Below are 19,930 nucleotides of genomic sequence, written 5' to 3'. Positions count from 1 at the left end.
AATATATTGTCTTATTCCTGAAATAATATGCTTAGACTCGGAATGATTAATTTACCGGTTATACCGATTGCGTGCTGGCATGTTGGCTCTTTTTGTCAGGAATAAATTCTTTAAAAAGGAATAATGAAATGGCATCAAAAAAATGAATATATAAGCTGCTTTGATTTTCTTGAATTTTTAACCATTGGTAAAAATAAAGGGCCCGGATTAGCGGACCCAAAAAGAATAAAAGAATATGCCTCTTTATCTTTCGACGTTGACCATCCACGGAATGCCGAACTTATCCGTCAGTGAGCCATAGCCTTTTGCCCAAAAAGTTTCGCTCCAGGGCATGGTGACGGTGCCGCCAGCGGAGAGTGCGTCAAACCAGCGTTTACCCTCTGCCGGATCCTGGCTGGCAAGGCAGAGTGAAAAGCCGCTGTGCTGTGGTTTTTCCCCGCTCATGCTGGCGTCGGTCATCATCAAATCGTTACCGGCTACCCGCAAATTTGCGTGCATAACGCTGTCGTCAGAATAGACGCCCGCGCCGCTACAGCCCTCGGCATTGGTTGCTTCTTTGGGCATTTCACCGAAGGTAATTTTGAACGTCAGTTCGGCGCCCAAAGCCTGTTGGTAAAAGGCGATGGCCTCCGCGCAGCGACCGTTTAATGAGATGTAGGGTCCTAAAGGCATAACCGAATCCTCTGTAAGGAGAGTGCAGAAGAAGTGTAGGTTGTGCGGGGCAGGTAAGCCAGGCGGGGCAGGCGGCAAGACCACCTGCCGGGGGAGATTAGTTCTTTTTCACAAACTCGGACTTCAGCTTCATCGGGCCAAAACCGTCGATTTTACAGTCGATATTGTGGTCGCCCTCTACCAGGCGAATATTCTTCACTTTGGTGCCGATCTTTAACATCGAAGAGCTGCCTTTGACCTTCAGATCTTTCACGACGGTAACGCTGTCGCCGTCGGCCAGCAGGTTGCCGTTGGCATCTTTTACAACCAGCGCGGCGTCTTCTTCGCTCGCCGCGGCCGGGTTCCATTCATGAGCGCACTCCGGGCAAATCAGCATGCCGTTGTCTTCGTAGGTGTATTCGGAATTGCACTTCGGGCAATGAGGGAGTTGCATTATCTGATCCTCAAGGTGAGATAAAGTAATGAAAAATAGCGATTTGGCCGTAAAAATATGCTGAATCGCGAAAAAGTGCTGAGATTATACATCAAATCCCTACATTTGCAGGGATTATTGCCGTAAACCTATGCCCGGCGGGCTTTCTGGCCGCCATAAAGTGCAAAAAACCTTTCATTCAAAGAAATAAGCACCAAATTTAACTTAAAGTTCAGGCTTTAATTGCCGTTAAATAAGGCTAATTTAACTTAGTTTCACTTTGCTTCGAGCAAGTCTGCCAGCAGGGGCTGCTGCGCTATACCTGTTTGAAAAAATAAAAAAAAGCGTATTGCGCTGACACCTCCTGTCACTTGACAGGGGTATGGTTGGGCCTATGGATGTACCGATACAGAGGCAGGAACCGATGAGAATGAAAGGCGCGAAAGTAAAAGTTGCAGATCGACTGGCCGAAATCGTCTTAAGTCTTTATCAGGGGGAAACCCTTTCCGCTGATATTATCCGCCAGCGTTTTGATGTAGATATGCGAACTGCGTATCGTGATTTGAACCGGCTTGGTGCTATTCTGGAGGACGTCGGCGAGGGGAAAAAGCGTCTCTCTTCGCATTTAAAAGGACAGTTTAACGTAAACGACCTGTTACGCATTACTAAACGCGTAGGGCTTGCTGCGTTTTATCCATGGTACGACATAAAGAGCCATAATCAATATATTACGCTGCGCGCTATTCCAGATTTATTGGTTGTAGGGTATGAATATGAAAATAGCCCACAGCGTAAAGCTATTTTTTATCCATTATTTGACGATCGGGATGATCCTGGTGGGGAAAGGGTAAAAACGGAAGTGCTGTTACAGGTTTCGGCGCAGGCGGCTGAACATTTTAAACAGCGCAAGCTATTACCTTTTCAAAAAACCGTCAGAGAGCTTGATAACGGAGAGTTACTTCTGGCGAGTCATATTGCTTCGCCAGAACAATTGTTTCCGCTGGTGCAGTATTGGATACCGCATCTCACCATTATTTCTCCGCAGGTCTGGCAGAGCGACTTAAAAGCCAGGATCGCGGCATGGTGTAATGTTAATTAATAAATTATTTCCCTCACGTAATTATAAAAACCGGTATTGCCATGATTACAACTAAACGATGGCGGTGATAAAGCCGGGTAATTTGAGTTAAGGAAAGATTTTTTATGCACACACAAACTATTTTTGAATTGAGTCAGGAAGCCGAGCGGCTTTTGCAATTAGCGTTGCAAAACCTTAGCGCTTTAAAAGTCGCTCCGCTGGCTTTGCAAAATGAACAAAATAGCGCTTTAACGAACCCTGTGGCGACGGTACATCCATTGAAATTTAGCCCACGCGGAATCGAACTGCAGAAAGATATGCTGCAAAACGAAAGGCGTAAAATAACCCAACATGAAATGGTTCTGGCGATTGTCGGCACCATGAAGGCGGGGAAGTCGACCACCATTAATGCCATCGTGGGCACGGAGGTTCTGCCTAACCGCAACCGGCCCATGACGGCGCTGCCGACGCTGATCCGCCACACGCCGGGTCAGCGCGAGCCGGTGCTGCATTTTCCCTATGTGCAGCCGATAGAGAGCCTGATGGGGGAGTTGCAGGAGAAACTGCTGATCACCAGCCGGGAAGCGCTGGCGCGCAAGCTGGAAGTGGACCGGGATATGGAGGCGCTTATCGCCCGGATCGCCAACGGAAAAGGTTTTGAACGCCATTATCTCGGCGCACAGCCTATTTTCCATTGCCTGAAGAGCCTGAACGATCTGGTGCGCCTGTGCCGGGTGCTGGATGTGGCTTTCCCCTTCAAAGCCTACGCCGCTATTGAGCATGTGCCGGTGATTGAGGTGGAGTTTGTGCATCTGGCCGGCCTCAAAAACGGCCACGGCCAGCTGACGCTGCTGGACACGCCTGGGCCGAACGAAGCGGGGCAGCCGCACCTGCAAAAAATGCTTAAAGAGCAGCTGGCGCAGGCTTCTGCCGTGCTGGCGGTGATGGACTATACGCAGCTTAAGTCCATCTCCGACGAAGAAGTCCGTGAGGCGGTGCTCGGCGTCAGCAAATCGGTGCCGCTGTATGCGCTGGTGAACAAGTTCGATCAGAAGGACCGCAACGGCGACGATGCCGCTCAGGTGAAGGCGATGATCGCCGGGACGCTGATGAAGGACAGCATTGCGCCGGAAAACGTGTTCCCGGTATCGAGCATGTGGGGCTACCTTGCCAACCGCGCCCGCTATGAGCTGGCCACGCATGGCCGTTTGCCCGACCCCGAAGAGCAGCGCTGGGTGCAGGACTTTGCGGAAGCGGCATTAGGCCGGCGCTGGCGCAGCGCGGATTTGGCGGATATTGAGCATCTGCGCCATGCGGCGGACTTGCTGTGGGAAGACTCGATGTTTGAGTCACCCATTGGGACTATCCTGCATACCGCGCACGCCAACGCTTCTCTCTACACGCTGCGCGCGGCGTGCCACAAGCTGCTGGACTATGCCGAGGGCGCTGAACGTTACCTGAGTTTCCGCTGCCAGGGGTTGCAGGTGGCTAACGACAGCCTGCAGGAGAATATTCGGCAACTGGAGCAGGATATTCAACTGCTGCTGCAGACTCAGCAGTCGGTGAGTGCGGTGATTCAGCGGCAGGTCAGCGATGCCCTCGCCGGCATAGGCGATTTTGTGCAGCGCTTTGAAACGCAGATTCATAGCGACCTGAAAACTTATTTCCGGGAAGGGCGGCTGGGCGCTGAGAAGCTGCATCCGTTATACCCGCATACCTTAACGCGAAACGTGGATTTTTCGCCGGGCAGCGACAAGCTGATGGGCGAAGATGAAGCGACGGCCCGCACCCTGCTGCACAAGGTTCGCGCGTCCAGTGAAAGCATTTTATTTGCCGCCCAGCAGACGCTAAGCGGGGAGCTTGGGGCGCTGCTCAGCAACCTTGAGGCGAGCCTGGGCTATACGCTGCAGTCGGCGTTGAAACCGATTGAACAGCGGGTAAGCGACGGCCTGAAAGTAGCCGGCTTCCGCGCCCAAATCAGCCTGCCTGCGTTCCAGGCCAGCCAGCTTAATTTTAATACCCACTCGGCGTTCACCAACGTTATCGAAAACCAGGAAGTGGCGATGTCGGAAATGCAGCCGCAAAACGGGATGCGGGGCGTGCTGGCGCGCTGGCTGAACGGCGTGGACTGGGGCTGGGAAGATTACGCGGCCACCCATAGCCGCTACGTGATTGATCTGGATAAGTTACAGCAAAAGCTGCATGACCATGTGTCGACTTTCCTGGGCCAGATAAACCAGGCCATTACCGCGCAGGTGGATATTTCCGTCACGGCCGGGATGGCGACGTTTTTCGCCGATTTTGCCGGCGCACTGGACGCTATTCACAGCAATTTACGCCAGAGTCTTTCCGCGAAGCAGCAGAACGACAGCGTGCTGTTTTCTCTCCAGAGCAAGCTGGAACAGAGTGTCAGAACGGCACGTTACATTCACGAGGATACTCGCCTGTTGCGCGATGATATCCAGACGCTTTTCTCAGCGGAGCAATGATGAGCAGTGTATTAATGGAAGGGCCAATAAGAACCCTCAGCTGTCTTAGCGAAAAATTTGTCGTCGATTTTGCCATGGGGATTGATGTTGCCCGCCAGCCGTGGAGCAGCCCACAAAGCCAGGCGTTTTATGAGCAGCTTCTGGCGCTGTTCGTCGTCGTGGCCCGGCGACAGGCCGGGATGGCTGGAACACCGCCGCAGGACGAGCTTGACGCGTCGCTGATAAGCCTTGGCCAGCTGTCGGCAGATCTGGCAAAAAGCTACTTAGCCAACAGCCAGATAAGCGAGAGAATTGCTCAGCTGGAGCCGGTTTCCGCCCGCACGGCACACCATTCGGCAGCGGCTCGCGAGCGGCTTCAGGCCCTGCGCGAGCACTTTTCTCAGCGGCTTACCCGGCTGGAAGAAGAGTTTCAGCACAGCGATCTTGTTCGTCAGGGCATGGTCCACAGCGAGCAGATTTTTTCCCGCTGGCGCAGCGGGCACTACTTTTCATTTTCTCCGGCGGCGCGTTGCTACGTCGCGCTGGAAGAGCTGCGCTGGGGCACCTTTGGTGATGCTGTTCGTCTGGGGACGCCCGAGCAGGCGGAGGCGTTGATTGAGCATGTGCGCAGCCTCGCCATCAGCCGTCTGGCGGAAGAAGTGAATGCTTCCCCCCGCACCCGCCACTATTTCCATGACTGGCTGGCGACGCCAACGTCTCCGGGGTTGCTGGAGCATAAAGATGCTTTAACCTGGCTCGGCGCCGGCTGCGACATTGAACGCCAGCCGATCTGTTACTCGGTGACCCAGAGCTGGCAGGGCGTGGCGCTGGGGATGCCGCGTATTTGTTCGGCCATGCGCCTCGGCAGCGCGCTGGTCGATGAAGTTTTTGGCTAACTGATTTAGCGTTCTCAGGGAAGAGACAGTTCCATCTCACCGGCATTCTCCCTCATCCATTCGGCGAGTGAATCCAGCGTTGGGCGCAGAGATTTACCGAGCGCGGTGATCTGATATTCCACTCGCGGCGGGACTTCCGCAAAAACTTGCCTCACCACCAGGCCGCGAGCTTCAAATTGACGAAGCTGGCGGGTGAGCTCCTTCTGCGTAATGGGGCTGACCGCCCGCTGCAGGTCGCTAAACCGCACCGGATCGTTGAGCAGGATCAGGCGGTACAGAATCGGAATGGCCCATTTACCTGAAATGAGGTTCACAAAATTCACCATCGGGCAGTCGCTGCCCGCCGGTGGCAGGGCTGAAAAATTTTTTGTCATGCTGGCTCCCGGCACACGCTAATGCGTCCCTTGTGGTTCCTTAGTATCCATTTGGTGCCTACTATCTAAAGGATACTATAGCGGAAATAATGCCCTCACCAACCCTTTATAAGGACACGACAATGGGCAGACTTAATGGCAAGTACGCCTTAATTACCGGCGGTACCAGCGGAATTGGACTTGAAACGGCGCGGCAGTTTATTGCCGAGGGCGCAACGGTGGCGATCACCGGGCGGAGCGAACAGGGGCTACAGGCAGCCAAAGAGGTTTTGGGCAATGTGCACCTGATGAAAAGCGATGCGGGCGATATCGCCGGGCAGCGTACGGTGGCGGCAGAGTTGAAGCAGCTCTGGCCGCGGCTGGATGTGCTCTACATTAATGCGGGGGATGTGACTCACCATTCGCTGGAAGACTGGGACGAACAGGCGTATGACCGACTGATGAACATCAATCTCAAAGGCCCGTTCTTCCTGATCCAGGCGCTGTTGCCGCTGCTGGCTAACCCGTCTTCGGTGATTCTGTGCGGTTCGGTCAGCGCTCGTATCGGCCTGCCGCAGACTAACGCCTATGCGGCGAGCAAAGCAGGGATCCTTTCTCTGGCTCGTACGCTTTCCGGGGAGCTGCATCCGCGTGGCATTCGGGTGAACGGCCTGAGCCCTGGCCCGACGGAAACCCCGGCGCTGGGCAAACTGGGCAATGGCGTAGCCGCCGACACGCTGCGGGAAGCTATCCGCGATCTTGTGCCGATTGGGCGTCTCGGCACCGTGCTGGAGCTGGCAAAAGCCGCTGTGTTCCTGGCGTCTGACGAATCAGCCTTCGTGGTCGGCACCGATCTGTTGGTCGACGGTGGCGTGGGGAGTTTGTAGCTCTTTACCCTCACCCTAACCCTCTCCCTGGAAGGGAGAGGGGATAAATAAAACAGGCTGAAGCTGCTGTTCCCATTTGATGATGGAGTGAGGGAATAAACCTTGTTATCTGGCACTTGTTTTCCCCTCTCCCTCTGGGAGAGGGCCGGGGTGAGGGCATGGTGCAATACTAAGATGAACGTCTGCCTGTGACCGCCCCACCATTCTCGTGAATAAAACCGCGCTAAAAGACGAACGCCACCAGAAAAGTAACATTCTTATCCGTCTGTTTATTATTACTTTTAATGTAAGTTCTGGCGTTCATTCGCCAAAAGTACCAGCCGCTAAAAGCAAATCTGTGCCCACCCTCACTTGTGGCTTTTTTCACCGCTACCCAGAATATATTTGGCCGCATACCGCGGACACTGCATTGATTCTCTGAGGGAAAAGTGATGAAAAAAATCTTCTTATGCTGTGCTGCGGGGATGTCCACCAGCATGTTAGTGGAAAGAATGAAGCAGTCCGCGCAAAGCCGTGATGTGGCGGTGGAAATCACCGCCGTGCCGGTGTCCGATTTTGACCAAATTATCGAGGAGGCTGATGTCATCCTCCTCGGGCCGCAGGTGAAATTCCAACTGCAAAACCTGAGCGCGGCGGCAGCGCCCCACGGCGTTCCGGTAGCGGCCATCGACATGATGCATTACGGCTCGATGCAGGGTGACAAGGTGTTGGATCACGCACTGTCGCTGCTGAAAACTGCTGACTAGGGGGCCGTATGAAATACCGCTTTCCTGAAAAATTTTGGTGGGGTACGGCGACCAGCGCCACGCAGTCAGAGGGGCGAGTTGAGGGCGATGGTAAGGGGGATAATATCTGGGATTTCGCCTCGCATGAGTTTAACGCCCGTTTTTATGACGGCGTCACCTCCGACGAGACTTCCACGTTTTATCAGCGCTGGCGGGAAGATATTCAGCTGGCGAAAAACATTGGCCTGAATGCTTTCCGTACGTCGATTTCCTGGTCTCGCCTGATCCCCGACGGCGACGGGGAAGTTAATCCTTTTGCCGTGCAGTTTTACAACGATGTGATTGATGAGCTGATTCGCCAGGGCATTGAGCCTTTTATCAATCTCTACCATTTTGATATGCCGCTGGCGCTGCAGGCCAAGGGCGGGTTTGAGAACCGGGAAGTGGTGGACGCTTTCGCTCGCTACGCGGGGATTTGCTACCGCCTGTTCGGTGACCGGGTGCGCTACTGGTTTACCTTCAACGAGCCGCTTATTCCCGCCGAAGCGGGCTATCTGCATCCTCGCCATTATCCTTACGTGACGGATTTCCGCCGTGCGGCTCAGGTGCTGCACCACATTGTTATCGCCCACTGCAAAGCGGTCGCCGCCTGGCGCGAGCTGGATCTTGAAGGGCAGATTGGCATCATCATGGATGTCATTCCCGTGTACCCACGCAGCGACAGCCCGGAAGATCTGCGGGCGGCGGAGATGGCTGACCTGTTCTATACGCGCAGCATTAACGAGCCGATGCTGCTTGGGCGCTACCCTGCCGAGCTGGTGGCGTTGCTGAAAGAATACGATGTGCTGCCGAAGACGGCGCCAGGGGATTGCGAGCTGATTGCCGCGACCCGCATCGATTTGCTGGGCATCAACTATTATCGCCCGCGCCGGGTTAAAGCGCGTGAGACACTGCTTGAAGAACCCCACGGTTTTGTGCCGGAGCGCTTTTTTGAAGAGTACGTGATGCCGGGGCGGCGGATGAATACCTCGCGCGGGATCGAGATTTACCCGCCTGCGCTGTACGACATCGCTATGCTGGTGAAAGAGCGTTACGGCAACCTGCCGTGGTTTGTCTCCGAGAACGGCATCGGCATCATGGACGAAGAACAGTTCATGGTGGACGGCGAAGTGCAGGACGATTACCGCATTGAGTTTCTTCAGGAACATTTGACGTGGCTGCACAAAGCGATGGCGGAGGGCAGCCAGTGCCTGGGCTACCAGATGTGGACCTTCATCGATTGCTGGTCGTGGCAGAACGCCTATAAAAACCGCTACGGCTTCTACCGGCTGGATTTAGCCACCCAACAGCGTTCGCTGAAAAAGTCCGGGCGCTGGTTCCGGGCCGTGATTGAGCACAACGGGTTTGAGGGGGCAGATCATGTCGGGCTTCGATAAGTTAGCTGAAAAGCTGATGCCGGTGGCGAACGCTATTGGCAACCAGCGGCATATGCAGGCGATTCGCAACGGGCTTATTTCGATTCTGCCGTTGACCATCGTCGGCTCTTTCTTCGTGATTTTGCTGAATATCCCGATTAAGGGCTACATGGATTTTATTGCGCCGTGGCGCGATATGCTGGACGTGCCGTTCCGCTTTACCGTCGGGCTGATGTCGCTGTATGCCGCGTTTACCATCGGTTCGTTCCTCGGCAAAAGCTACAAGCTGAATGACATTACCAGCGGCCTGCTGGCGATGCTGGCGACGCTGCTGATGATTGTGCCGGTGAACATTAAGCAGGGCGTAACCGTGTCGGGTGAGGCGGTGGCGGGGCGCTACATCCCCATCACTTCGCTGAGTTCTCAGGGGCTGTTTGGCGCGATTATCTCTTCGCTGATTGCCATTGAGATCTACCGGTTTATCAAAGTTCGCAATATTGAAATTAAAATGCCCGCGGGCGTGCCGCCGGTGGTCGCCAGCTCGTTTTCGGCGCTGTTCCCGACGCTTGCCGTGGTGCTGGTGTTCTGGATCCCTCGTCATTTTCTGAACATCGATATCAACGCCATCATCAGCTACATCATTATGCCGCTGAAGGGCTTTATGACCGGCACCAACCTGTTTGGCGGGATTGTGACCCAGTTCTTTATCGATGTGTTCTGGGTGCTGGGGATCCACGGCCATGCGGTGATGGGGCCGCTGATCCGCCCGCTGTGGGATCAGGCCATTGTGCAGAATATGGAGCTGTTCCAGTCCGGCGTGAGCGCCTATGAGCTGCCGAACATTTTCACCGAGCAGTTCTTCCAGTGGTATGCGCAGATGGGTGGCACCGGCTCAACGCTTGCGCTGGTGGTGCTGTTTATCCGCTCGCGGGTTATCTACCTGAAGCAGTTGGGTAAACTGTCGTTTATCCCGGGGCTGTTTAACATCAATGAGCCGATGATTTTCGGCGCGCCGATCGTAATGAATCCGATCCTCGCGATCCCGTTTATTCTGGCGCCGATGGTGAATACCGTGGTGGTGTATCTGTTCACCATTAGCGGGCTGATCCCACGGATGATGGTGAAGCCACCGTTTACCGTTCCGGCGCCGCTAGGGGCGCTGATCACCACCAACTGGAACCTTATTGCCTGTGGGCTGGTGTTTATCTGCTTCTTTATTTCGCTCGCGATCTATTACCCGTTCTTTAAGGTGTATGAGAAGAAGATGCTGGAAACCGAGCTTCAGCAGAAGGAAGAAGAGGAGAGGGCTAAGGCGCTGGCCGAGGCTAAGTAAATTTTCTGTGGCCCTTCAGCCCCTCACCCTGACTCTCTCCCCAGGGGAGAGGGGGAATTTAGGTAAGTGAGTGGTTTTTATCCCCTCTCCCTTCCAGGGAGAGGGTTAGGTTGAGGGTAAGATCTAGAACGCCGTCTCTAACTCATCCAGCACGTTATATTCGTCATCCACCAGCAGCAGCGCCTTCCACTTATCAAACGTCAGGCACGGGTGAGAAGTGCTGAACACCAGAATATCCCCAACCTGCACGTCCGCACCCGGCTTGAGTTTTAACATGGCATGCTGATCCATAATCCCGGTGGCTTCGATGGTTTCCGACGGCGAAGCCAGCGCCTTGCCCTGGCGATAGTGGGCTATCGGCTGCGGCAGGCCGGCATCAAACGCGCTGTCGCGCTTGCCAAAATTCACAATCGCCCGATCGCTTTCCGGTACCGACTGCACCATTGCCACCAGCTCCAGCGCGGAAACCAGATCGCCACCGAGATCGCAGGCGATCCGATCTCTCGCCATCAGCTGATCCTGGGCTTCCTGATAAATTCCGCCATCGTGGGTAATGTAACAGCCCGGGCGGATCGCAATGCGGCAGTTGGCCGGTTTTGCTGCGGCGAGCCAGATATTGCACACTACGTCGTACCAGACTGAACCCGCGCCGGTGAGCAGGAACTCGCCGTCAACATAGCGTTCCATCTGGCAGGCTAACGCGGCCGCCTCTTGCAGCAGCGCTTCTATTTTTGGCTGCGGATTGTCGCCGTGCAGCACGCCTTCGTACAGCTCCAGGCCGCGTAAATTCAGGCCGGGTAATTCTGCTACCCGCTTTGTCAGCGCCAGCGCTTGTTCCGGGTTACGACAGCCGCAGCGTCCACCCGGCACACCAAGCTCAATCAGCACGTCGAGGGTTTGCCCCTGTTGGCTAAAAAAGTCTGACAGGGTACGGGCGTTTGCTTCGCTGTCCACGCAGCAAATGTAGTCGACGGCGGTATGTTTATGCTTTAGCTGCGACACCAGCGTGATGTTCGCTTTGCCCACCAGTTGGTTAACCATCAGCACTCGCTCGATGCCCGCGGACATCGCGATGCTCGCCTGCCATGCGCTGCCTACGCCGATGGCCCACGCGCCCGCTTTTTGCTGCTTCTGGAAGATCCACGGCGTCATGGTGGTTTTCCCGTGTGGCGCCAGCGAAACGCCGCGTGCATCGGCGTAGGCCTGCATCCACCGGATGTTGTTCTTCAACGCAGATTTTTTGATCAGCGCGGCGGGTAAACAGACGTCTTCGTTGAGGACATTGGCAGGGGAATGCATGAGGGCGGACTTATGGGGTACAAGGTTAATTTCCTGGTATTTCATAACGTATTTCCTCCGGGATTATTCTTTCTTTCAGATTGAGTATCAATTTTAACTTGATGTTATTTATATTAATTATCCAATTATCTTGAATTTTATGAATAAAAGTATCATTGATTTGCAAGGATTTTGTTTAGTTTTTCACTGTTTTTATGGCTTGTAAATGGTTAACTTGCACGCAGATTATGACTGGCGTGAGGCGCAGATGAAGTTCGATTATCTCTTCAGGAATGTCACCGTGATTGACGGCTCCGGCGGTGCGGAATACCTGGCCGATGTGGCGGTGCAGGGTGACCGAATAGCCGATATTGCGCCGGGGATTTCCAGCGAGGCCGTGCATGAGATCGACGGCAGCGGGCGGGTATTAGCGCCGGGGTTTATTGATGTTCACACCCATGACGACATTAACGTGATCCGTTTTCCTGAGTATCTGCCGAAAATTAGCCAGGGCATTACTACGGTGATCGTCGGTAACTGCGGCATCAGTGCGGCGGGGGCGACCATCAATGCGCTGGTGCCCGACCCGATGAATTTGCTGGGTGAGGCGCACCAGTTTGTTTATCCCACCGTCGAAGCGTACGCCCATGCCGTGGAGCAGGCTCGCCCGGCGATTAACGTGGGTACGCTGATAGGCCATACCGCGCTGCGTAACAACCAGATGGATGATTTGTTCCGCCCGGCGACGGAAGCGGAGATTCTCGCCATGCGCGGCCAGCTAAAACAGGCGCTGCAGCAGGGGGCGCTTGGGCTGAGCACCGGCCTGGCCTATGCCAGCGCGTTCCAGTCCACCACCGAAGAGGTGATGGCGCTGGTGGAGGAATTAGCGGCGGAGAAGGGGATTTACACCACCCATTTGCGCTCCGAGTTTGAGCCGATTCTTGAGGCGCTGGATGAGGCTTTCCGCATTGGCCGCCACGGGAAAGTGCCGGTTGTGGTGTCGCACCACAAATGCGCCGGGGCGAAAAACTGGGGCCGCACGGTTGAAACGCTGAAGTTGTTCGACAAAGTACGCGAGCAGCAGGATGTCTCTTGCGACTGCTATCCGTATTCCGCCAGCTCTTCAACGCTGGACATGAAACAGATCACCGACGAGTTCGAGATCGTGATTACCTGGTCTGAACCGCACCCGGAGGTCGCCGGGCGGTCGCTGAAGCAAATTGCTGATGACTGGTCGATGTCACTTCACGAAGCGGGAAAATTACTGATGCCCGCAGGGGCGATTTACTACAACATGGACGAGCAGGACGTGCGGCGTGTGCTGCGCTACCCGGCGACAATGGTCGGGTCAGACGGGCTGCCGAACGATCCGATGCCGCATCCCCGCCTGTGGGGCGCATTTCCCCGCGTGCTGGGGCACTACAGCCGCGACGAGAAGCTTTTCCCGCTGACGCAGGCGGTGCATAAGATGACGGGAATGTCGGCGGCGCGGTTCCAGTTGCCCGAACGGGGCCTGGTGAAGCGCGGTTATTATGCTGACCTGGTGTTGTTCGACCCGCTGACCGTGCGCGACGTCGCGAGCTTCAATAACCCGAAGCAGCCTGCGGCGGGTATTGAAGCGGTGATGGTGAACGGCGTGATGAGCTATGGGTTCGAGCAGAAGGTGACAGGTCGCGCTGGGCGATTTCTGCGTCGGCAGAAGTGAATTTAGACCCTCTCCCCAGAGGGGAGAGGGGGAAAACAAGCGTGAATTTGGGATTAGATCTTTTCTTTTTCCTCACTCTGGCCCTCTGCCCAATGGGGAAAGGTGAAGCCGTTCCCGAGCTGGACGTTTGTCCCCTCTCCCTTCCAGGGAGAGGGTTAGGGTGAGGGTAAACCGATCAACAAGGAGCAATGATGAGCATTAAACGTTATGGCGTGGGCGGCAGTACCGGCACCGGCGGGCAGCCGCTACCTTTTGCCAAAGCCGTAGAAGCGGCCGGGTGGCTGTATGTGTCCGGCCAGACGCCGATGAAAGACGGCGAAGTGGTTGAAGGCGGGATTGTCGACCAGTCGCGGCTGGCGATTCAAAACTGCGTGGATATCATGACCGAAGCGGGCTACACCCTCGCTGACGTGGTCCACGTGAAGGTCTACCTGACTGACGCCCGCTACTTCCAGTCCTTCAATAAAGTGTTCCGGGAGTTCTTCGGTGACCACCCGCCGGCCCGCGTGTGCTGCGTGGCGGACCTGGTGGTGGACTGTAAAGTTGAAGTGGATGTGACCTGCTACCGCGCCGACCGGGGTTAATCGCCTAGCGGCTGCCTGTCTGCCCCGCCTCGATGGCTGTCCAGCGCCAGCTTGATGCGGCGCAGCCGGTCCTTCGCCTGGCTTTTGTTGGCCATCGCCAGTTCGGTGGCCAACACATCAATCATCGCCAGCATGGCGTAACGCGAAGTGCTCGGCTTAAAAATGTAGTCGTTCTCACGAATAATCAGCGGTAATACGATATCGGCCTGTTCAGCCAGCGGTGTTCCCTGCGGGGTAATGGCGATGATCTTTGCGCCGTACTGGCGGGCAATCGCCGCGCTCTCCACCACTTCCGGCGTGTAGCCTCCCAGTGATAGCGCCACCACCACATCGTTGGAGGCCACCGACGCCGCCATCATTCTCGCCAGCAGGCCATCGCTTTGGCTCACTACCGGCAGGCCCAGACGAAAGAGACGAAACTGTAACTCCTGCGCGCAAATGGTTGATCCGCCGCCCATGCCCAGCGCCAGGATTTGCCGCGCGTTGCTCAGCCAGGTCACGGCCTTGTTGAGTGACTCCGGGTTTAGCGCGCGGCGGTTGATATCCAGCACGTTGATGATGGTTTCGTAGATCCCCTGCACGCCTTCGAGGTCCGGCACGTCGAGAATAAAGCGCTGCCCCACCGCCAGCGACTGGGCGAGTTTGACCTTCAGTTCGCGCACGTCCTTGCAGCCGATGGCGCGGGCAAAGCGGGTTATCGACGCCTGGCTGGTTTGCGTCTGGCGCGCCATTTCCGAAATGGGCAGCGCCGCGGCGGTTTGCACGTCGTCCAGAATAAACTGCGCAATGCGCTTTTCAGTGGCGGTCAGCTCAACGAAACGGTCGGTGATGCAGGAGATAATATCGATGGTGTAGCTCATGGCGCGACCCTGGTACTTGTGCAAAAAAGAGAAGGTACTTTGTACCATAAAACCGTTGTCAGGGTCGCTTCACGTGGATTCAGAATGGCTCACTAATCGCTTCCATACGTCGTTGCTTGATCGTGGCCCGAATAAACGCGGCGATGAAGACCAGGGCAGAAAGCACAACGATGGTCGGCGCGGGGGCGCTGTCGATAAAGAAGGAAAGGTAGACGCCAAGAAACGACGTGACGATAGCCTGCCCAAGCGCGACCAGCATCATGCCTTTAAAGGTACGGGTCAGCAGTGAAGCGATAGCGCCTGGCGCGATAAGCAGGGAAATCGCGAGGATAATCCCCACCGCCTTCAGCGCCGCGACGATGGTCAGCGAAACCAGGCAGAGCAGGCCATAGTTCAGCAGCTTCACGTTCAGGCCGGAGACCTGGGCCTGAATCGGGTCGAACGCATGCAGCAGCAAGTCCCGCCATTTTAGCCCCACAACAATTACCGTTAGCAGCACGATAGCGCCCGTTTGCAGAATATCGCTGCCGCTGACGCCCAGCATGTCGCCGAAGAGAATATGGTCTAGATGGATATCTGGCTTCAGGTAGACGTAGAGCACCAGCCCGGCGCCAAACATGCCGGAGAAGACGATGCCCATCACCGTGTCGCGCTTGATGCGGCTGTTGTCCTGCAGGTAGCCGGTGGCGAAGGCGCAAAACAGCCCGGCTACGAACGCGCCGAGGCCCAGCGGCAGGCCGACCATCCAGGCGATCACCACGCCGGGGAAGACCGCATGGCTCATGGCATCGCCCATCAGCGCCCAGCCTTTTAGCACCAGGAAGCAGGAGAGCAGCGCACACGGAATGGCGACCAGCGTGGTCATGGTCAGAGCGTTGATCATAAAGCCAAACTGGAAGGGCGAAAGCAGCGTGTCTAACAGGCTCATGGCGTTTGCTCCAGGCTCAGGCGCGCGCGCCGACGGTTAGCCAGCAGGCCGTGTTTGGGGGCAAACACGAAGGTCAGCAGGAAAATAAGCGTTTGCAGCACCACGATAATACCGCCGGTGGCGCCATCGAGGAAGTAGCTTATCCAGGTGCCGAAGGCGCCGGTAAAGGTGCCTAACGTGACGGAAATGATCAGCAGTTTCGGGAAACGGTCGGTCAATAGATAAGCCGTTGCGCCCGGCGTGACCACCATGCAAATCACCAGAAACGCGCCAACGGTTTGCAGCGCCGCCACGGTGGTGGCCGACAACAGGGTGAAGAATAATCCTTTGAGCCACAAAGGGTTAAGGCCAATGGACCGCGCGTGGTTTTCGTCGAAGAAGGTCACCATCAGGTCTTTCCACTTCAGCAGCAGAATCGCCAGTGAGACAAAGCCGATGATCGCCAACTGCACGATATCCGACGGGGCGATGGCGAGAATATTGCCGAGCACGATGGTCTGGATGTTTACCGACGTCGGATTGAGCGACACCATAAACAGCCCGAGGCCAAAGAATGACGAAAAAATAAGGCCAATAATGGTGTCTTCGCGCAGGCGTGTGCGCTGGTTTAAAAACAGCATGGTGCCTGCGGCGAGGCCACCGGAGAAAAACGCGCCGATGGAAAACGGCAGGCCGAGCATATAGGCTCCGGCTACGCCAGGCACGATGGAGTGGGAAAGGGCGTCGCCGATCAGCGACCAGCCTTTCAGCATCAGGTAGCAGGAAAGAAAGGCGCACACGCCGCCGACCAGCGCTGATACCCAGATGGCGTTAAACATGTAGCCATAGCTAAACGGTTCGAGCAGGACGGACATTACGGCTCCCCTTTTAACGGCGCGCCGTGGATAAACGGCCTCTCGTCGTCGGTGAGGACGCTGGTTTCTTTCCCGGTTAAGGTGACGTGGCGCAGTACGCCGCTGAACGCCAGTTCCAGGTTTTCTTGCGTAAAAGTGACATTGGTCGGGCCGCAGGCCAGCACGGTGCCTTTCACCAGCACGGTATAGTCGCAATAGTCTGTGACGGCGCCCAGGTTGTGGGTTGAAACCAGCATCGTGCGGCCTTCGTCCCGCAGCTCGCGCAGCAGGGCGATGATCTGCTCTTCCGTTTTCACGTCCACGCCGGTGAACGGTTCGTCCAGCAGAATCACCTGGCCGTCCTGGGCAATTGCCCGGGCGAGGAACACGCGCTTTTTCTGGCCGCCGGACAGCTCGCCGATTTGGCGTTTGCGGAAGTTGCTCATGCCGACGCGGGCGAGGGCGTTGTCTACCGCCTGTTTGTCGGCCTTGCCGGGAATGCGCAGCATTCCCATGTGGCCAAATCGGCCCATCATCACCACGTCTTCCACCAGCACCGGGAACGTCCAGTCCACGTCCTCGGACTGCGGCACATAGGCCACCAGGTTGTGGCGCAGTGCTTTTTTCGTGGGCATATCCAGAATCGAGATGCTACCGCTGGCCAGGCGCACAAAGCCCATGATCGCTTTAAACAGCGTGGATTTCCCTGAACCGTTGACGCCGACCAGCGCCGCAATGGTGCCGGTCGGGATTTCAAAGCTGGCCGCCCGCAGCGCGGTGTGGCCATTGCGATAGGTGACGCTGGCGTCCTGAACGACTATGCCGGGACGACGACTCATTTTTTCAGCCCTGCATTGATGCCGTTCACGATGGTGCTGGTGGTGACGCGCAGCAGATCAAGATAGGTGGGTACCGGGCCGTCTGCGGCACTCAAAGAATCGACATAAAGCACGCCGCCATAGTGTGCGCCAGACTCCCGCGCCGCCTGGCGAGCAGGTTTGTCGGAGATGGTGCTTTCGCTGAAGATCGTTGGGATCTGGTATTGGCGAATGCTGTCGATCACTTTGCGCACCTGCTGCGGGGTGCCCTGCTGATCGGCATTGATCGGCCACAGATAGAGTTCTTTCAGGCCAAAGTCGTTGGCGAGGTAGGAAAAAGCGCCTTCGCTGGTGACCAGCCAGCGCTTATCCGCCGGAATTTTTGCCAGTTCGTTGCGCAGCGGCTTGATGGTCTGCTGAATTTTCTGTTTGTAGGCTTCGGCGTTGCGGGTATAGGTCGCCGCGTTGCCTGGATCGTATTTGACGAACGCATCCCGGATGTTATCGACGTAGATCAGCGCATTTTGCGGGGACATCCATGCGTGAGGGTTAGGTTTACCGTTATAAGGGCCTTCGGTGATGCCCGTGGGCTGAATGCCGGTGGTGACGACGACTTCGGGCACGCCTTTCAGATGTTGATAAAACTTCGCGAACCAGAGTTCGAGGTTCAGCCCGTTGGTCAGGATCAGCTGAGCGCCCTGCGCCCGACGAATGTCTCCCGGCGTCGGCTGGTATTCGTGAATTTCCGCTCCGGGCTTGGTGATAGACTCCACGTCTGCCGCGTCACCGGCTACGTTCTGCGCCATATCGGCGATGATAGTAAAGGTGGTGATCGCCTTAAATTTTGCCTGCGCCTGAGCGGCACCCAGCAACATCGCCAGCGCGGCGGCGGCAGCGACAATACTTTGCGTTAACTTCAGTTTCCCGGGCATCGTCTTCCCTCACGAGTGATTATAGATTCGGCGTTTATAGCAAGTGCTATAAAACATAGCTGCTGCTATAACTAAATGCAAACTATTATCATTTGTGTGATTTAAAAGAGGGGGGCTTGTTCTGGTTGTTTCTTCATAACAAAGCTCTCGGTCTATGCCGGACAGGCTAAGGTCCGTTCACTTCTCCCCCTGTTTTATATACAGCCACCGTATCCGTGAACGGCTCGGGGGAGCCACCGTCACTCCCCCGAGACCCCGGACTCCCGGCGAAATAAATCGACCGCTGAAGCGGCAGACCTCCGTTTTATCTCCCAGTCCTGGGTCGGCTGAGATGCGTTCCCGACGCTCTCAGCCTCCGGCCGTTCCCGACGCCCGGACCCTGGCCAGTCGGAGAGAAAACAGAGGCGATTTAAGCCGGAACCGTGCCTCGCTTTTAACCTACAGCAACGTTTAAACGTTATATTCGCTTCAGATCTCAAAGCCACGCCCTTGTCCCCGGCTCTCATCGCCCCCGGTGATGACCCAACTCAGGCGGGGTTGAGCTGTCGGGAACAGCGAAAGAGAGCGATCGTCGGGAACGAATCGCGAACGACCCCGAATGTTTGGGTGATAGCCGGTGGGTTTACCGCTTCAGCGGCGATGAGCTCGCCGGGCGCCGGGGCTGTTCGGGGGATGGCGTTATCCCCCGGACACGTTCACCGTGCCGGGAACGTTCAGGGGAAAGCGATCTATTGGTGAACGGAAAAACTACGATATGAAATAGATCCTCCCCCTTCCCGAGAGAGGATTGGTGTGAAAGGCCTACAACCCTAATGCATCAAAATCTGAAGCATTGTGGCGCTCGGCCAACTGCACATTGCCCCAGGTGCGGTTCACGATGCGGCCACGCTTCACCGCCGGGCGGTTAGCCACTTCATCGGCCCAGCGGCCAAAGTGTTTGTAGGAGGCTATGTCGAGGAACTCGGCGGATTCATACAGGCCGCCTTTCGCCAGCGCGCCGTACCAGGTAAAGATAGCAATGTCGGCGATAGTGTAATCATCTCCGGCGATAAAGCGGTTTTTCTCCAGCTGTTTATCGAGCACGTCCAGCTGACGCTTGGTTTCCATCGCGAAGCGGTTGATGGCGTACTCGATTTTGACCGGGGCATAGTGGTAGAAGTGGCCGAAGCCGCCGCCCAGATAAGGGGCGGAACCCTGCAGCCAGAACAGCCAGTTCAGCGCTTCGGTGCGCCCGGCGATGTCCTTCGGCAGGAAGTGGCCGAATTTTTCCGCGAGATAAAGCAGGATGTTACCGGACTCAAACACGCGCAGCGGCGGCGTGACGGAGTGGTCAAACAGCGCCGGAATTTTAGAGTTTGGGTTCACTTCCACAAATCCGCTGGAGAACTGGTCGCCTTCGCCGATGCGAATCAGGTGCGCATCGTATTCTGCCCCGCTGATGCCCAGCGCCAGCAGCTCTTCCAGCAGAATCGTGACTTTCTGCCCGTTCGGCGTACCGAGCGAGTAGAGCTGCAGCGGGTGTTTGCCGACAGGCAGCGTTTTTTCATGAGTCGGGCCGGAAATTGGGCGGTTGATGCTGGAGAACTGACCGGCTTCGGTCTTGTTCCAGGTCCAGACTTTTGGGGGCTGGTAGTTGTGTTCGGACATCGCGTGATCTGCCTTCTTTTCAGGTTAGTTATCTGATGAAACTATCTTGAAGTGTAGCAAGAGGGAAGAGCCTGCCGGGCTATACCGCCAGAAAAGCGAAAGCCCG

Annotated in this window: 19 protein-coding genes; 9 read left to right on the top strand and 10 right to left on the bottom strand. The window is 56.1% G+C overall.

All coding sequences use genetic code 11. The features are described from left to right. Positions 1-243: 243 nt before the first annotated feature. Both yjdN and ACREYP_RS20535 read right to left on the bottom strand, forming a co-directional pair. Positions 244-672 carry a VOC family metalloprotein YjdN gene (gene yjdN / locus ACREYP_RS20540; RefSeq protein ID WP_008455712.1) on the bottom strand — a complete coding sequence of 143 codons (429 nt, stop codon included), beginning with the start codon at positions 670-672 and terminating at the stop codon, positions 244-246. Between the two features lie 97 nt (positions 673-769). Beyond that, positions 770-1,105 (bottom strand): zinc ribbon domain-containing protein YjdM, encoded by a 336-nt coding sequence (locus ACREYP_RS20535; RefSeq protein WP_008455710.1) that lies wholly within the window; start codon positions 1,103-1,105, stop codon positions 770-772. A gap of 409 nt (positions 1,106-1,514) precedes the next feature. On the opposite strand from ACREYP_RS20535, the gene ACREYP_RS20530 reads away from it, so the two are divergent. The 3 genes from ACREYP_RS20530 (at position 1,515) to ACREYP_RS20520 (ending at position 5,526) form a co-directional block, all read left to right on the top strand. Next, positions 1,515-2,183: a WYL domain-containing protein gene (locus ACREYP_RS20530; RefSeq protein ID WP_008455708.1), complete on the top strand. Its 669-nt coding sequence runs from the start codon at positions 1,515-1,517 to the stop codon at positions 2,181-2,183. A gap of 104 nt (positions 2,184-2,287) precedes the next feature. Beyond that, a complete protein-coding gene (crfC, locus tag ACREYP_RS20525) occupies positions 2,288-4,651 on the top strand; it encodes a clamp-binding protein CrfC (protein ID WP_336818258.1) in 2,364 nt (787 codons plus the stop codon). Continuing rightward, on the top strand, positions 4,651-5,526 hold the full coding sequence (locus tag ACREYP_RS20520; protein WP_286180214.1) for a diguanylate cyclase regulator RdcB family protein: 876 nt from the start codon (positions 4,651-4,653) through the stop codon (positions 5,524-5,526). Before crfC ends, ACREYP_RS20520 begins: the two co-directional genes overlap by 1 nt. A 14-nt stretch (positions 5,527-5,540) precedes the next feature. On the opposite strand, the gene ACREYP_RS20515 is transcribed toward ACREYP_RS20520, so the two are convergent. Then, positions 5,541-5,900: a winged helix-turn-helix transcriptional regulator gene (locus ACREYP_RS20515; RefSeq protein ID WP_008455703.1), complete on the bottom strand. Its 360-nt coding sequence runs from the start codon at positions 5,898-5,900 to the stop codon at positions 5,541-5,543. 122 nt (positions 5,901-6,022) lie between these two features. On the opposite strand from ACREYP_RS20515, the gene ACREYP_RS20510 reads away from it, so the two are divergent. From ACREYP_RS20510 to ACREYP_RS20495, 4 genes are all read left to right on the top strand, one after another. Then, on the top strand, positions 6,023-6,766 hold the full coding sequence (locus ACREYP_RS20510) for an SDR family oxidoreductase (protein ID WP_336818260.1): 744 nt from the start codon (positions 6,023-6,025) through the stop codon (positions 6,764-6,766). 431 nt (positions 6,767-7,197) lie between these two features. Next, positions 7,198-7,512 carry a PTS sugar transporter subunit IIB gene (locus tag ACREYP_RS20505; protein WP_008455701.1) on the top strand — a complete coding sequence of 105 codons (315 nt, stop codon included), beginning with the start codon at positions 7,198-7,200 and terminating at the stop codon, positions 7,510-7,512. An 8-nt stretch (positions 7,513-7,520) separates the two neighbouring features. Continuing rightward, positions 7,521-8,927 carry a glycoside hydrolase family 1 protein gene (locus tag ACREYP_RS20500; RefSeq protein ID WP_336709032.1) on the top strand — a complete coding sequence of 469 codons (1,407 nt, stop codon included), beginning with the start codon at positions 7,521-7,523 and terminating at the stop codon, positions 8,925-8,927. Further along, a complete protein-coding gene (locus ACREYP_RS20495; RefSeq protein WP_008455697.1) occupies positions 8,911-10,239 on the top strand; it encodes a PTS sugar transporter subunit IIC in 1,329 nt (442 codons plus the stop codon). The genes ACREYP_RS20500 and ACREYP_RS20495 overlap by 17 nt, the downstream gene beginning before the upstream one ends. 123 nt (positions 10,240-10,362) lie before the next feature. Here the strand turns inward: ACREYP_RS20495 and ACREYP_RS20490 are convergent, their stop codons facing one another. Continuing rightward, positions 10,363-11,583: an amino acid deaminase gene (locus ACREYP_RS20490; RefSeq protein ID WP_336818261.1), complete on the bottom strand. Its 1,221-nt coding sequence runs from the start codon at positions 11,581-11,583 to the stop codon at positions 10,363-10,365. A gap of 202 nt (positions 11,584-11,785) precedes the next feature. Between ACREYP_RS20490 and ACREYP_RS20485 the strand changes: the two genes are divergently transcribed. Beyond that, complete coding sequence (locus ACREYP_RS20485) at positions 11,786-13,222, top strand: N-acyl-D-amino-acid deacylase family protein (RefSeq protein WP_008453337.1); 1,437 nt, start codon at positions 11,786-11,788, stop codon at positions 13,220-13,222. A gap of 191 nt (positions 13,223-13,413) precedes the next feature. Beyond that, entirely contained in the window at positions 13,414-13,806 is a 393-nt protein-coding gene (locus ACREYP_RS20480; protein WP_166867347.1) for a RidA family protein, read from the top strand. Here ACREYP_RS20480 and ACREYP_RS20475 read toward each other — a convergent pair. The 6 genes from ACREYP_RS20475 to yghU form a co-directional block, all read right to left on the bottom strand. Then, entirely contained in the window at positions 13,803-14,666 is an 864-nt protein-coding gene (locus ACREYP_RS20475; RefSeq protein ID WP_008453334.1) for a MurR/RpiR family transcriptional regulator, read from the bottom strand. The two genes, ACREYP_RS20480 and ACREYP_RS20475, sit on opposite strands and share 4 nt — an antisense overlap. A 79-nt stretch (positions 14,667-14,745) precedes the next feature. Further along, positions 14,746-15,594, bottom strand: coding sequence for a metal ABC transporter permease (locus ACREYP_RS20470; RefSeq protein WP_008453332.1), 849 nt, complete (start codon positions 15,592-15,594; stop codon positions 14,746-14,748). Next, the gene (gene sitC, locus ACREYP_RS20465) at positions 15,591-16,448 is read right to left on the bottom strand and encodes an iron/manganese ABC transporter permease subunit SitC (RefSeq protein WP_336818262.1); all 858 of its coding nucleotides are present in this window, start codon (positions 16,446-16,448) and stop codon (positions 15,591-15,593) included. The genes ACREYP_RS20470 and sitC overlap by 4 nt, the downstream gene beginning before the upstream one ends. Next, positions 16,448-17,266, bottom strand: coding sequence for a manganese/iron ABC transporter ATP-binding protein (locus tag ACREYP_RS20460; protein WP_336818263.1), 819 nt, complete (start codon positions 17,264-17,266; stop codon positions 16,448-16,450). The genes sitC and ACREYP_RS20460 overlap by 1 nt, the downstream gene beginning before the upstream one ends. Continuing rightward, positions 17,263-18,177 (bottom strand): metal ABC transporter substrate-binding protein, encoded by a 915-nt coding sequence (locus ACREYP_RS20455; protein ID WP_336818264.1) that lies wholly within the window; start codon positions 18,175-18,177, stop codon positions 17,263-17,265. The genes ACREYP_RS20460 and ACREYP_RS20455 overlap by 4 nt, the downstream gene beginning before the upstream one ends. Before the next feature lie 801 nt (positions 18,178-18,978). Next, entirely contained in the window at positions 18,979-19,824 is an 846-nt protein-coding gene (gene yghU, locus ACREYP_RS20450) for a glutathione-dependent disulfide-bond oxidoreductase (RefSeq protein ID WP_336818265.1), read from the bottom strand. Positions 19,825-19,930 lie beyond the last annotated feature (106 nt).

Origin of the sequence: Enterobacter sp. TMH.L2, assembly GCF_050847315.1 — a bacterium.
Classification (GTDB): domain Bacteria; phylum Pseudomonadota; class Gammaproteobacteria; order Enterobacterales; family Enterobacteriaceae; genus Cedecea.
This window is presented reverse-complemented; position numbering and strand designations above follow the sequence as displayed.